We start from the raw sequence: 14591 nt of genomic DNA on the forward strand, positions 1-14591 counted from the left end.
ATAAAAGCGGGACTTCCTTGCAAATACATTCATTCGTTCGGTTGATGCAATAAAACTCGCAAGAATACGAGATCAAAGGAGCGAGTCAACTATGACTGAAAATAATGATTTGCTGACAGATGAGCAAATGATTCATTTTATTACAAAAGGTTATGTTGTGCTTCGCAACGAATTGCCGGAGCAGCTTCACCGGAAAGTGATGAGCAGCATTAATTATGCTTTCCAGGAAGAGGGGAACCCGGGCAATAACATTTTGCCGCGTGTGCCGGAAATTCAGCAATTTTTCGAGACGCCGGTTGTGAAAGGGGCTTTGACCAGCCTGCTTGGCCCCGATTACTATATGCATCCGCATCGGCATTGCCATTTCAATAAGCCCGGCAACCCGGAAGGGCAATGGCATAAGGACGGCTTCTGGTCTTCCATGCGCAGCCACCGTCCTTGGTGGGCCATGATTTTCTACTATACGCAGGACGTAACGGAAGAGCTGGGGCCAACGGCTATTATGCCGGGCACGCAATATTACGAGAAGTTCGTCGGCGATCGCGGCGAGACGCTGCTGCCGACCGGCAAAGCGGGTACGATGGTGCTCGTGCACTTCGATCTGTGGCATAAAGCTTCGCTCAATTTCTCCCAGATCGACCGCTATATGCTGAAATTCCAGTTCGTACGGCTGCATGCTTCGACAGCGCCAAGCTGGAACCATCAGAGCGCAGAACTGAAAGTGCCGGCCGGACTGCCGGCCGAGCATTTGAATCTGTGGCAGGACGTATGGAACTGGCTTCGCGGGGAGTCGACCATGAGCGGCATTGGCGCCGCTGCCGATGCGTTGGAACTACAGCGTCTGGAGCAGGCACTGGCCTCGGAGGATGCCTCCGTTCGTGGCCGGGCAGCCGATGAGCTGGGCCTGATCGGAGAAGCGGCTGGTTCTTGCGCGCCTGCACTGGGCAAGCTGCTGGCGGATCCGGCTGAGACGACAGCGTTGAATGCAGCGTATGCGCTTGGTCATATGGGCGAGCAAGGCATTGCGGAACTGATCCGGCAATTGTCGGAAGGGAAGACGCAAGTGGCCGAGCGGGCCGCTTACGGCTTGCAGGGAGCCGGTGCCGCTGCGGTGCCGGGGCTGGTCGGCTTGCTGAAGCACTCCGATGAGAAGAAAGCGGCATTCGCTGCATACACTCTTGGGATGATCGGACCGGATGCCGGCGAAGGTGTTCCTGCGCTGATCGAGGCGGCGAAAGCGGACAGCGAGTGGTTGCGCCGCAATGCGGTTGAGTCGCTTGGCATGGTTGCGGAGCCCGCGGAACTGGTCGTTCCCGCGCTGGCAGAGGAGCTCACGGCATCGCTAAAGGCGGAATCTACGCCAGTACCCGAGCGGTCCGGCGATTCCTTCATCAATATGCAGAGATACATTGCCAATAAAATCGGCTATACGGCTGCCCTTTCGCTGCTGCGCGCCGGCAAAAATGGCGAATCCGCGCAAGTCATTCGGGCGTTGGAGGATGCTATGGGGAGCAAGGATCGCTATGTGCGCGCCTATGCGATGGAAGCCTTGACACACTTGCAGTCGAAGGAAGCAATGAATGTTCTGATCCGCTATTACCGTACCGCGCGCTGGTGCCCGGATACGAACAAAGCGAGCTCGTTCTGATAGCAACCCACAGCCCGCAGCCATAATCTTATGGCCTGCAGGCTGTCTGCTGCTTTTAATCCATGCTGTTCTTATGATGAAATGACGTAACTATACCGCTCAGCAGTAGAAAAAGGAGAGATAACCGGATGAAAATTACGAAGGTAGAGAGCTTCGCGCTGCATGTGCCGATTACACCGCCGATTACGGATGCGATTAACGCCGCAAGTCACTGGGGGCTTCCCGGGGTGCGGATTTATACCGATGAAGGCATTGTCGGTTACGGATATACGGGAACATGTGCGCTCGGGGACGAAATGATCGTGCAGACGATCGATCGTTACTACGGGCCGGCCTTAATCGGGAAAGATCCGTTTATGGTGAAGGAAATTTGGGACGATCTGCGCTTCGGCGCCATGCATTGGGTCGGCCGCGCAGGTATCGCCCATATGGCGCTGGCTGCTGTGGATATCGCGCTCTGGGACATCATTTCCAAGGCGGCAGGCAAGCCGTTGTGGAAATATTTGGGTGGTCACAAGCCGCAGCGCATCAAAGCGTACAATACAAACGGCGGCTGGCTGAACTGGACGAAGGAGCGTCTTATCCGCGACGTATCGGAGATCGTCGAGCAAGGCTTTACCGGGGTGAAGATGAAAGTCGGCAAGCCGGATTCCCGCGAAGACTACGATCGGGTTAAAGCGGTTCGCAAGGTCATCGGCGACGATATTATTTTGATGATCGATGTGAACCAGCAATGGAACATTACGACGGCAATGACGTGGGGGAAAAAGCTGGAGGAATTCGATCTGTACTGGCTGGAGGAGCCGCTCAATCCCGATGATGTGATGGGCCATAAGAAGCTGGCGGACGAACTGAACGTGCCGATTGCGCTTGGCGAGCATGTGTACAATAAATATGCTTTCCGCGACTATATTCATCAAGGCGCCGTCGAGTATGTGCAGGCGGATGTTACTCGTCTGGGTGGCATTACCGAGTGGCTGCAGGTTGCAGGACTGGCCGCGGCTTATGATTTGCCGATGTGTCCGCATGTCGGCGATATGGGACAAATTCATCAGCATTTGGTCGCCTCCACGCAAAATGCGATCATGCTGGAATATATCCCGTGGATTCGGGACATTTTTGTGGAACCTGCGACTGTGGAGAACGGCTACTACGTGCTGCCGCAAATGCCGGGCGCTTCGACGGAGATGAAGCCGGACTGCTTCGAGAAGTTCCGCGTCCTCTAGTTTGCTGCACCTGGATGCCGCGTGATGATGGCCTGCAATCTGTATGGCCGGCTGGATCGACACCGCCCGGCAAGCGGGCATCGGAAGCATTGCGCTCTGGCGGCTCGGCGATATCGGTTCTGCCACGGTAAACTATTTGCGTACGCAATAAAGACGAAAGCCCGAGCGGATCATGCGCTTGGGCTTTTGAGCGCTGGCGGGGTCCCTGGCTAGCCGCTTCATGGCCGGGAGGCGTAGGCCGAAAGATGACTGCCAAAGCGGCACTAAGTTCGACGCTTACTATATAAAGGCAAGCCGTGCCGAGGGCTGGGTCCATGCGAAGAAGAAAGTTGCCGGCCAATAGTGGTATAATCGGATTAGCACGGTCTTATTGCGGTAAGATATGGAATGACAGGACAAGCTGTGCTATCTAGAGATAATCCGGAATGTACAAATATAGGAGGTTGGATACATATGGCATATGAAGCCTATTTCAAAGAAAGAAGAGAAGAGCATCTGAACGAGCTCAAGGAATGGATCTCGATTCCGAGCATCTCCGCGCTGTCCGAGCATAAGGCGGATGTGAACAGGGCCGCGGGCTGGCTGGCTGACACATTGAAGAAAGCGGGACTGGAGAACGTCGATATTCACCAGACTGCGGGCCATCCCATCGTTTATGCGGATCATCTGCACGCGCCGGGCAAACCGACGATCCTTGTGTACGGCCATTATGACGTACAGCCGGTAGATCCGCTGCATCTATGGGAAACCCCTCCCTTCGAACCGGATATACGCGACAATAAGCTGTACGCACGAGGAGCCACGGACGACAAGGGACAGCTCTTTCTGCACCTTAAGGCGATAGAAGCCATTCTCCGGCAGGAGAAGGCGCTTCCGGTCAATATCAAGGTATGCATCGAGGGAGAAGAAGAAATATCGAGTGCCAACCTGCATCCCTTCCTGGAAGCGAACAAGGAGAAGCTCGCGGCGGATGCGGTTCTGATCTCCGACACGGAGTTGCTTGGGCCAGGGCGTCCGGCGATCTGCACCGGTCTTCGCGGACTATGCTCGCTGGACGTTTCCGTCCGGACGGCCAAGACGGATCTCCACTCCGGGACCTACGGGGGAGGCGTTCCGAATGCGTTACATGCACTGGTTACTCTGCTGTCATCGCTGCATGATGAGCAGGGGCGGGTAAGCGTCGGCGGGTTCTATGACGATGTGCCGGAACTGACGGAGGAAATGCGTGCCGAGCTTGCGAAGAAGGGCTTTGACGAAGAGCAGCTGAAGGCAAGGCTCGATCTGGATGCCCTGTTCGGCGAGGAAGGCTATACGTATGTGGAACGGACCGGGGCGCGGCCGACGCTCGAGATTAACGGGATGTACGGCGGCTTCCAGGGAGAAGGCACGAAGACCGTCATTCCGGCGGAAGCGCATGCCAAGATTACGTGCCGGCTGGTAGGCCAGCAGAAGCCGCAGGATATTCTCGACAAAATCGAGCGGCATATCCGCAGCCATACGCCTGCGGGGGCCAGAGTGACCGTCGTGCAAAGGGAGAAGGGCAATCCGTTCACCATCGAGCCTTCGATTCCGCTGCTGCAGCAGGCAGCCGATGCCTACGAGCAGGTGTACGGAACCCGTCCGGTGTTCACGAAGGACGGCGGCTCCATTCCGATTGTCGAAGCCTTCGCCCGCGAGCTGTCCGCGCCGGTGGTGCTGATGGGCTTCGGTCTTCCCACCGAGAATCTGCACGCGCCGAATGAGCATTTTCACTTGGAGAACTTCGACAAGGGTCTGCTCACGATCGTTAATTTCTTGAAGCGTTTCTAATTGGGCCGTATTAGAAGCTGCCTCCAGTTCCCCGGCAGGCTGAATAGATATCGGGAAAGCGGTTGAGCCGGGGACGGTTCAACCGCTTTTTTATTCTCTCGGCTGGTGTTTGCTGCACCGAAGGTACAGCTCTCAATTACCGTGTTCCGTGACAGCCGTATATGAAGCCCGCCCTGCATCGAGTGCATCCCCACCTAGCACGATGTGTGACAAACGGTATCGTCCGCCAAGGAGAATCCGGATTTCATCCATCCTATACAATGAACGTCTCTGAAATGGGTAATATATGGAGAGGATGCGATAGCTGTGGTTTAGACTTGGGAAGAAATGAGGGATGAACAGATGACATTGACGCCGGAGCAGCGCATTACGTTACATGGGTTCAATAACCTGACGAAATCCTTAAGCTTCAATATGTATGATATTTGCTACACCAAGACGAAGGAGGAGCGCGAGGCTTACATCGCTTACATTGACGAACAATATAACTCCGACCGGCTCAAGCGGATCCTGGAGACGGTAACGGACATTATCGGCGCGCATGTGCTGAATATTGCCCAGCAGGATTATGTGCCGCAGGGGGCGAGCGTCACGCTGCTCATCTCGGAGGGGCCGGTGGTCGAGGTCCCGACAGAATCCTTTGCCGAATCCCCGGGGCCGCTGCCGGAATCGGTCGTCTTGCAGTTGGATAAGAGTCATATTACGGTCCATACGTATCCGGAATATCATCCGGATGAGGGAATCAGCACCTTCCGGGCGGATATCGACGTATCGACCTGCGGCGAAATTTCACCGCTGAAGGCGTTGAATTACTTAATTCATTCCTTCGATACCGACATTATGACGCTGGATTACCGCGTACGGGGGTTCACAAGGGATATACAAGGCCATAAGCTGTTCATCGACCATGATATCAGCTCCATTCAGAACTACATTCCCGATGAAATCAAACGCCAGTACGATATGATCGACGTGAATGTCTATCAGGAGAATATTTTCCATACCAAATGCAAGCTGCGCCAGTTCGATCTCAATAACTATTTGTTCGGCTACACGAAGGACAAGCTGGAGCCGGGTGAAGAGAGGGAAATAACAGACCGGTTAAAGACGGAGATGGACGAAATCTTCTATGGCAAAAATATAAGCCGTGCATCGTCGAACACGGTATAACGACAGGGCGGCTGGTGCTCATTTCAATAAGAAGAAGCCTTGGAACCGAATCCGGTCCAAGGCTTCTTGCCGCTGTCCTGTGCCATGGCGGGCAGCTTAGAGCGCAATACGAAGCTTGCCGATGAATTCCTTCGGCGTGCATCCGTTATAGCGTTTGAACAGCTTATAGAAGTGGGCCATGTTTACGATACCGACGCCGCCCGCCACTTGAGCCACGTTCCAATTTTCCGTCAGCAGCAGAAGCTCCGCTTTCTTGATCCGTTTCTGATTCACGTAATCGGTGAAAGAGATGCCCATCGTTTTTTTGAAAAACTTCGAGAAATACGAGTAGCTCATATGCGCCAGAGCGCTCACGTCCTGCAGCTCGATCTTGTCGTCGAGATGCTCGTCCACATAAGCCAATATGGGCAGCAGCAGCTGAACCCCTCCGGCATCCTGCCGTTCCAGAATGCCGAGGGTATCGCTGCGCAGCAGCGTCAGCATCAAATCCTTCATGTGCATGCTGGTTGCAATCTCATAACCCTTCGGCCTATCGTGCATCTCCCGATATATATTGGCGAATAGGCGGCCGATGTCCGCTTTGACCGCTTCATTGGTCTCCAGGACATAGTTGAGGCAGTCCAGCGGCTGATCGATCTCCATGAACATCCGGTAATACATCTGCATAGCCGGATCGAAGTAAGCGGAGAACTCGACATGCAGCACATAGTAGACAAGCTCCTCCTCGCCGATTTTTCGGCTGAAATGAAGCTGGGACGATCCGATTACGCAGCTGTCTCCCGCCTTCAAATGATACACATGATCCTTCGTATGGACATCGAGCTGACCGCGCTCCATGAAGATGAACTCGACCGGTTTATGATAATGCCAGATCCAGTCGATCGGATACTCAATTCCCTTGTTAACGAGCTGCCAAATTTTCACGCATAGAATGGGATTCTGGTATTCAATCGGCTCTTGATAAACGTCCACGTTGCAATCTCTCCATATATCAAGGTTATCAAGCTGTCAGGTATGGCTGAATAGGCAGACATTCATTCGAAACAATGGTGAGAGGCGAGTTAAATAATGGAATTCTGTATATTCATTATACACGATACCGGAGCGGGCTGAATATATAGCTGACACAGTAAAAGGGGCGCTAAGGACCGATAGAGCCGAAGGAGCAATCGCCCGATCATGACGGCATGATGATAGCGAAAAATCAGCAATATGTTGTAACGAATCCAACATAAGTGTGTTGTATAATGCAGGTAAAGGAGGACAAATGAGGGAATTGTTCCGCTGCGGTTGATCGCTTTTATTGCTCCCGTTGCAGCCGTGTTTCTTGATCCACTAAGCTCGTTGAGCTGTGGAAACACATCTGCAAAAGTCGCACTAAAATCGACAACCTACGCCGCAATTTGAGATCGAAGATCGGATACGAAGATCAAAACCTTACAACCTGAACCGCTAAAATGCAAGCGCTATCATTATTGGAGGTGAATGATGTTGTTATTGTGGAAACGGTCATGGTTAATTGGGGGAATGGCCATCCTTCTGGCATTGTCGACGGTGACGCTGGGCTACGATGATGCAGGCGGCGGGATTGCCCGGGCCAGCGGCGCGCCCGTCACGTATACGCAGGATTTCTCGAATGTTGTGGAATCGCCTGGCCCGGTATGGGACATCGACGATACATGGCAGGGCAATAACGCCCAGATCGTCGGCGGTGCGCTAACGAATCTCGAAGGCGGCTTGCATGGCTTGCGCTACAAGAAAACGACGCCCGCCACAGGAACGTATACGGCGCAATTCGACCTGGTGTCCGCGCCTGGAGATACCTCGCCTTGGATGACGCTGTATGTGGGCTTGCGTCTGGGCACGTACAGCAGACAAGCGAATGAGCCCGACGGCCTGTGGCTTGCGTTCAAGGACAATAAGATCGGCATGAGGACGAATAACTGGCCGGAAACGACGTACATGACCATCGACTATGATTTCTACGAAGCGCGGAGAGTCTTTATTGAAGACAACGTCGATCAGGACATCGTGAAAATTTACGTCCAGGATGATCAAGGAAGCAAAACCTTCGTCGCGCAGGTGAACATTCAAGGCCAGTCTGTCGGCATGTATGCCGCGGACGATCTCGCGACGCCCAAAATCACGACAGATCTCTCCTACCAGCTTGCTAAATCCGGCTATATCAATTGGTGGGTTCACATCACGCCCGGCGTCTTTCTGGACAATGTCTCCGTCATTACGGAAGCGGGAACGGATTCCGTCGATTTTCCGAACGATACGGTCATCCGCGATGAGATCTGGGAGGTGAACAACGCCCGGGTGATCGACGGGGCGCTGACGAATCAGAACGGCGGCTTATACGGGCTCCGCTTCAAGAAGAAGACGGCGGCAGCCGGCAGCTACCAGGTGAAGTTTGATCTGCAGGCTGCGCCTGAGGATACGTCCCCGTGGATGACGATGTACGTGGGCTTGCGTCTTAGCAGTTATTCATCGCAGGCGAACGAATCGACCGGCCTGTGGCTGGCCTTCAAGGATAACAAGGTCGGCATCCGCACGAATAACTGGCCGCTGACCGGATATGTTCAAATTCCGTACAGTTTCGCGGATAAGCGGACGATCGAGCTCGAAGACGATCTGGATCAGAATATCGTGAAGATCTACGTCAACGACGATCAGGGCGTAAAGCAATTCGTCGCACAGGTTGCGATCGACGATGAGAATGTCATGCTGTACGCGGCGGATAATCTGCAGACGCCGGCCGTCACCTCCCAGCCGGGATATGCCATTGGCAAGAGCGGATTCATCAACTGGTGGGTCCACAATACGCCGAACATTGTGCTGGATAACGTTTCCGTCACGACAGCCGAATACGAGCGGCCGCCGTACGAAGCGGCGGAGCCCTTCCAGTACCGGGACGTGTACAGCGATACATGGGTAGCTACCGACGATTTGTCCCGAACCTCCCCCGACTACGCGGTTGCGGGAGCACCGAAGGACAAGAAGGTCGGCATGTTCTATTTTCTATGGCATGACGCCTCGTCGGGTCAAATCTATGACCATAACAAAACCTATCTGGAAGGCGGCGTGAACGCGGTATGGGATATCATCCCGCAGGGGCCGCTCGGATTCGCGCATTATTGGGCGGAGCCGTACTTCGGCTACTACCGTTCCGACGATCGCTGGGTCATCCGCAAGCATGCGAATATGCTGACGGAAGCGGGCGTCGACTTCGTCTTCTTCGACAACTCGAATAATTTGCTGTATCCGCATATTTATACGGTGGTTCTCGATGAATACAAGAAGATGAGAAACGAAGGGCTCGACACGCCCCAGATCGTCTTCTTCTTCGGCGATAATGCCGATTCCGGCAAGAACATGATGACGCAAGCCTGGGAAGAGGTATATAAGGACAATTACTACAACGAGCTGTGGTTCAAGGTCGACGGCAAGCCGCTCGTGCTCGGCAATCTCGCCAAGGTACCCAAGACGCTCCGCGAACAGTTCACGGTCCGGTCGTCGTGGGCATTCAACGGTTGGACGGGAGACGGCATGGGCAGATGGCCTTGGATCGCCGAATATCCTCAAGCGCCGGGCAAGGATCCTGCGACAGGAGAGGTGGAGCAGCTGACCGTCGCCTCCGGCTTCCATGCGAACTCCTCCAGGGGACGCAGCTTCGCGAACGGCGAGCAGCCGACGGACGGCCTGAACGATTTCGAATTCGAGCTGCAAACGACGCCGCTCGGTCTCGCTTACGAGGAGCAGTGGAGCCGCGTATCCGAGGTCGATCCGGAATACGTCATGCTGACCGGCTGGAACGAATGGTGGGCGGGCAGATGGGAGAACGACGCCAACGGGCAGCGGATTGCCAATACGTATACGGTGGTGAGGAACGATCCGCTCTATAAGCATTATTACGTGGATGCGTTCAATCCCGAATTCAGCCGCGACCTCGAGCCGATGAAGGGCGGGTTCAACGATAATTACTACTATCAGACCGTGGAGAAGATCCGACAGTTCAAGGGCGTTCGGCCGGTTCCGGCCGCGTTCGGGCAAGGGAAAATCCACGAGCACAAAGCGTTCCAGGAATGGAAGGCGGTCGGTCCGGAATACCGGGATACGCTGGGCGATACGGTACACCGGGACAGCATGTCCTTCGCGGGCGTCTATCGCTACACGAATACGAGCGGCAGGAACGATATCGAGTATGCGAAGGTCAGCTCGGATAATCACAATTGGTACTTCTATGTGCGGACGAAGGATGCGCTCACGGCCCGTACGGGAACGGATTGGATGAACCTGTACATTGATGCCGACCAGAATGCCGCCACCGGCTGGGAAGGCTATGATTTTATCATTAACCGTTCGGATAGCGGCGGCAAGGCGGCGATTGAGGCCAACGACGGCGGCACCTGGAATTGGACGAAGACAGGCGATGCCGAGTATACGGTCAGCGGCAATGAAATGTATATGACGATTCCGAAGAACATGCTGAGTATTGATGCGGCCCAAGGCTTCGATTTCAAATGGGCGGATAACTCGGTCGATGGCGGCGACGTCATGCAGTTCCTGGATCAGGGCGACGCCGCGCCGAATGGCCGGTTCAATTACCGTTACACGACCCGGAGCCAGAACGCAGCACTGAGCGCCGAGCTGACTTCCTTGTTGAATGGCGGAGCGGTTGCGATGAAGGTTAACGGGTATGAAGCGTATTTGGGCGACAAGAAGGTCATTGTGGACGGGGACAATACCAATGTAACGCCGATCGGGGATAACGGTCAGCTGTACATTCCGGTCGCATTCCTGGAGAAGACGGCGAAGAAAGTCGTAGACAAGAAAGAGCTGAAGAAGTGGAGGGGCGAAGACTACGTTGACGTGAGCACGGCCGCGCTAATATTGGGTAAACAGGCGACGGTCAGCGAGTCGGGGGTTGTCCTGTTCTCCGCAGGCGGCAATGCGAGCGGCGAAGTGCTGGAAGAGCTGTTCCGCAAGTTATAGGCGATTTTCCCCCCTGCAAGCAATGTCTCATCTTTAATTATGGCAGCCTCGCCGCGCGCGGGGCTGCTTTGTTTTTATTGGCGGGGAATCAAGAGAGGGCAGCTGCCGCCGATTCAAAGATAGGGCTTCGATGCGAAGCGCGACAACGGCCGAGGGGCGGGTTATAATGAAAGGGTAGTGACGATGCTTGGAAAATGATCAATAAGCTGGATATGTACGTGCGGTAGGAAAATATTCTGTATCGATGCGAACGCTATGAATTGCAATGAAATTAGAGAAAAGGTGTGACCGTTATGACAAGACCGAATATCGTCGTCGTGTACTGCGACGATTTGGGCTACGGCGATTTGGGATGCTACGGGTCGGATGCGATTCGCACCCCACATTTGGATGCGCTTGCAGAGGATGGGGTCCGCTTCACGGAATGGTACTCCAATTCACCGGTCTGCTCGCCGTCCCGTGCATCGTTATTGACGGGGCTGTACCCGGCGAAAGCAGGCGTGAGCCATATTTTGGGCGGGAAGAGAGGAACCGGAGGGCTGAAGCGGGAAGCGAAGACGCTGGCCGAGCGGCTCAAGGAATCCGGTTACAGCACGGCTCTCTACGGCAAATGGCATCTCGGCTCCTCCGAGGATGCTACGCCGAATGCCCGCGGCTTCGACGATTACTTCGGCTTCCATGCCGGCTGTGTGGATTACTATTCGCATATCTTCTATTGGGGCATGCCGCATGTCAATCCAACGCATGACTTATGGAACAACCGCGAGGAAGTATGGCATGACGGCGAATATATGACCCATCTCATTACGGACAAATCCGTCGATTTCATCGAGCGTCACAAGGAGACGCCTTTCTTCCTCTACGCCGCATACAATGCGCCGCATTACCCGATGCATGCACCGGAGAAGTATATGAAGCGATATAGCCATTTGCCCCGCGACCGTCAGCTGATGGCGGCGATGATTTCCGCCGTGGACGACGGCGTGGGCGATATCGTAGCGGCGTTGAAGCGAACCGGACTCTATGAGAATACGATTATCTTCTTCTCCAGCGACAATGGGCCTTCTTCGGAATCCCGCAATTACCTCGACGGCACGGAAGACGTCTACTATGGCGGAAGCGCCGGCGTATTCCGCGGTCATAAAGGAAGCTTGTTCGAAGGCGGCATCCGCGAACCTGCGATACTGGTCTACCCCCATGCTATTGCAGCAGGTCAGGTGTGCCATGATACGGGCATGATGGCCGACATCGTGCCGACAGTCATGGAATTTGCCGGCCTGGCATCGCCGTCTCCGGAAGAAATTGACGGCCTTAGCGTCGTTGAGATGGTGACGAAGGGGACATCGACGCCGCATCGCCAAATTTTCTGGGAATACGGCAGCCAGCTTGCGGTTCGCGAAGGAAAGTGGAAGCTGGTTCTAGACGGCAAGCTTGACTTCGACCGTACGCAGCCGGACGATGTCCATCTCTCCGATCTGGAGGCGGACCCCGGCGAGCGGGTCAATCTCAAGGACGCTCATCCGGACCTGGCAAGCCGACTGGAGCGCAGCGTGCGGGATTGGTATAAGCAGCTGAGGGAGCAGGCCGAGAGCTGACGAATCTAATCAGTTGGAAAAGTGAAGCTCGGATAGAAGCTTTGTCATAGGATATACGGGAATTACCATGGGGAGGGAAGCCGATGGCCTTGTATTTTCGGGACATAGGCCGAGTCTAGGCCTTGTATGGAGACTGCAAAATGGTCTAGAGCTCAGCATTTAAAAACTCGCGTTCTTGCAAGACAACTTAGGAAGGCTGACGGTGGTGGTTCCGTCAGCCTTTGTTATTGATAGCGGAGCCGGGGCGTCAAATGTGACGATGACACAGTGAAAAATCAAGGACGCGAATGATTTCACGTCCTTGATTTGCAATGGGCGATGCTGGCATGTGTTGTTGTGTTTACATCTTAATCGAACCGCTGGCAATGCCCTCGACGAAATTGCGCATGAGGACGGAGAACAGGATCAAGAGCGGCACGGAGGCGAGAGCATAAGCCGCCATCATCCCGCCGTAGTCGCTAAGGCCATTGTTGCCGGCGGAAGCTTCGAAGGCGACCAGAGCGACGGTCAAGGTCTGATGCGCCCGGTCCAACAGGAGCGAAGGCAGCAGATAGTCGTTCCACAGGTTGATGATATTGATAATTGCGACCGTGGTGCAGATCGGAACGGATAAGGGAAGCACGATAGCGGTAAAAATTCTGGCGTTTCCGGCGCCGTCTATCCGCGCTGCCTCGAACAGCTCATTGGGCAGCTGGTCGAAGAAGGTTTTTAACACGAAGATGGTGAAGGCCTGGCCGCCCGCGATATAGGGCAGAATCAGCGCCCAGTAGCTGTCCGAGAGCCCCAGCTTCTTGATCTGCAGATAAAGCGGAATCAAGGTCAGGAAGCCCGGAATCAGCAGCAGACAGAAGATCAGCATGAATAATATATTTTTCAGCGGAAAGGGAAGCTTGGCGAACGCATAGGCGCTCATCGAAGAAAAGATAACGATAAAGAACACGCTGATGACAATAATGAAAACCGAATTCAGGATCGGCGTGTTTATTCTTTCCCATGCTGCCGCATAGTTGCTCCATTCGAAATGCTGCGGAATATTCAGATCGCTGGCTGCGAAATCAAGCGGCGTTTTGATTGAATTGGCTAGAATGAAATAAATCGGCAGAAAGGAGAAGAAGATCAGAATAATTAAGATCCATTGTCCAACGGATGGCAGCCGGATGCTTTTCAAAGAGTAGTCCTCCTTTGGTTAGGATTCGGATTTGATCAATTTCATATTAAGGATTGTAAACAGCAAAATAATGATGAACATAACGAGGGCAATAGCCATGCCGTAACCGAATTCGCCGTTTACTGTGGAAACATTGTACATATGGAGAATCGGCACATAGGTGGAATATCCCGGCCCCCCGTTGGTCATAATCAACGGCGGAATAATATTCTGCAGGCTTCCGATCAGGGATAGAATCACGATTAGCCTGAATTGCGGGAAGGAGAGCGGAATATCCAGCTTGAACACCCGTTTCCACCCGGTAGCCCCTTCGAGCTTCGCCGCTTCGATCACTTCCTGAGGGATTCCCTGCAAGCCGGAGTAGAAAATAAGCATGTTAAATGCGCTGATCCACGGAAAGCCCATCAGAATGATGGAATAGAGCGCGATATTAGGATCTCCGAGCCATAGCTGCTGCAAGGATCCCAGACCTATCATTTCCAAAATTCGGTTAATGGCGCCGTCACCCTCGTACAGGAAACGCCAGAGAAGGACGGTTACAATGCCGGGGATGACAATGGGCACGACGAATAAGGTGCGATAGATATATTGGGCCCGGAGATTTTTGACGTGGAAAATAAGCTCCGCAACGAGAAATGGCGGTATAACGGCCAAAGCGATCGAGAATACAATCCAAATTAACGCATTGACGGTGGATTGGCTCAGCACCTCGTCGGTCAGCATCCGCTCAAAGTTGTCCAGTCCGATAAACTGAGGGGGATTAAAGCCGTCCCAGTTCGTGAAAGCGCCGCTCAAAGCCTGATAAACCGGGAAGTACATAAACCAGATGAGGAAGATGAAGGTAGGTAAAATAAAGGCGTATCCGGTCAGAGAACCCTTGAACTTATCTATTATTTTCATCAGGGAAGCCGTCCTTTCTTGAGAGAATAGAAAAAAGGGAGCGATGCGTTTGTCATGCAAGCTCCCTTCTCCCTATA

Annotated in this window: 9 protein-coding genes; 6 read left to right on the forward strand and 3 right to left on the reverse strand. The window is 53.8% G+C overall.

Annotation, left to right across the window (positions count from 1 at the left end):
• The first annotated feature begins 91 nt into the window (after window positions 1-91).
• The 4 genes from L1F29_RS04150 to speD all read left to right on the forward strand — a co-directional run bounded on the left by L1F29_RS04150 (window position 92) and on the right by speD (window position 5853).
• Window positions 92-1648, forward strand: coding sequence for a HEAT repeat domain-containing protein (locus tag L1F29_RS04150; RefSeq protein WP_258387116.1), 1557 nt, complete (start codon window positions 92-94; stop codon window positions 1646-1648).
• A 128-nt stretch (window positions 1649-1776) separates the two neighbouring features.
• Window positions 1777-2874: a mandelate racemase/muconate lactonizing enzyme family protein gene (locus L1F29_RS04155; RefSeq protein WP_258387117.1), complete on the forward strand. Its 1098-nt coding sequence runs from the start codon at window positions 1777-1779 to the stop codon at window positions 2872-2874.
• A 453-nt stretch (window positions 2875-3327) separates the two neighbouring features.
• Window positions 3328-4683, forward strand: coding sequence for a dipeptidase (locus L1F29_RS04160; RefSeq protein WP_258387118.1), 1356 nt, complete (start codon window positions 3328-3330; stop codon window positions 4681-4683).
• 342 nt (window positions 4684-5025) lie between these two features.
• Window positions 5026-5853, forward strand: a complete 828-nt coding sequence (gene speD, locus L1F29_RS04165) for an adenosylmethionine decarboxylase (protein ID WP_258387119.1) — start codon at window positions 5026-5028, stop codon at window positions 5851-5853.
• 96 nt (window positions 5854-5949) lie between these two features.
• Here the strand turns inward: speD and L1F29_RS04170 are convergent, their stop codons facing one another.
• Window positions 5950-6825, reverse strand: a complete 876-nt coding sequence (locus tag L1F29_RS04170) for an AraC family transcriptional regulator (RefSeq protein WP_258387120.1) — start codon at window positions 6823-6825, stop codon at window positions 5950-5952.
• Between the two features lie 516 nt (window positions 6826-7341).
• Between L1F29_RS04170 and L1F29_RS04175 the strand changes: the two genes are divergently transcribed.
• Complete coding sequence (locus L1F29_RS04175; RefSeq protein ID WP_258387121.1) at window positions 7342-10851, forward strand: hypothetical protein; 3510 nt, start codon at window positions 7342-7344, stop codon at window positions 10849-10851.
• 293 nt (window positions 10852-11144) lie between these two features.
• The gene (locus L1F29_RS04180) at window positions 11145-12446 is read left to right on the forward strand and encodes a sulfatase-like hydrolase/transferase (protein ID WP_258387122.1); all 1302 of its coding nucleotides are present in this window, start codon (window positions 11145-11147) and stop codon (window positions 12444-12446) included.
• A 340-nt stretch (window positions 12447-12786) separates the two neighbouring features.
• Here L1F29_RS04180 and L1F29_RS04185 read toward each other — a convergent pair whose 3' ends face one another.
• Together L1F29_RS04185 and L1F29_RS04190 are read right to left on the reverse strand one after the other, a co-directional pair.
• Complete coding sequence (locus L1F29_RS04185; protein WP_258387123.1) at window positions 12787-13614, reverse strand: carbohydrate ABC transporter permease; 828 nt, start codon at window positions 13612-13614, stop codon at window positions 12787-12789.
• 18 nt (window positions 13615-13632) lie between these two features.
• Entirely contained in the window at window positions 13633-14514 is an 882-nt protein-coding gene (locus L1F29_RS04190) for a carbohydrate ABC transporter permease (RefSeq protein WP_258387124.1), read from the reverse strand.
• Between the last annotated feature and the right edge of the window lie 77 nt (window positions 14515-14591).

It is taken from the genome of Paenibacillus spongiae, from assembly GCF_024734895.1.
GTDB lineage: Bacteria > Bacillota > Bacilli > Paenibacillales > Paenibacillaceae > Paenibacillus_Z > Paenibacillus_Z spongiae.

Coding starts and splice junctions, on each gene's coding strand:
- L1F29_RS04190 (WP_258387124.1), bottom strand. CDS start 14,514: ATGAAAATAATAGATAAGTTCAAGGGTTCTCTGACCGGATACGCCTTT.
- speD (WP_258387119.1), top strand. CDS start 5,026: ATGACATTGACGCCGGAGCAGCGCATTACGTTACATGGGTTCAATAAC.
- L1F29_RS04180 (WP_258387122.1), top strand. CDS start 11,145: ATGACAAGACCGAATATCGTCGTCGTGTACTGCGACGATTTGGGCTAC.
- L1F29_RS04155 (WP_258387117.1), top strand. CDS start 1,777: ATGAAAATTACGAAGGTAGAGAGCTTCGCGCTGCATGTGCCGATTACA.
- L1F29_RS04175 (WP_258387121.1), top strand. CDS start 7,342: ATGTTGTTATTGTGGAAACGGTCATGGTTAATTGGGGGAATGGCCATC.
- L1F29_RS04160 (WP_258387118.1), top strand. CDS start 3,328: ATGGCATATGAAGCCTATTTCAAAGAAAGAAGAGAAGAGCATCTGAAC.
- L1F29_RS04150 (WP_258387116.1), top strand. CDS start 92: ATGACTGAAAATAATGATTTGCTGACAGATGAGCAAATGATTCATTTT.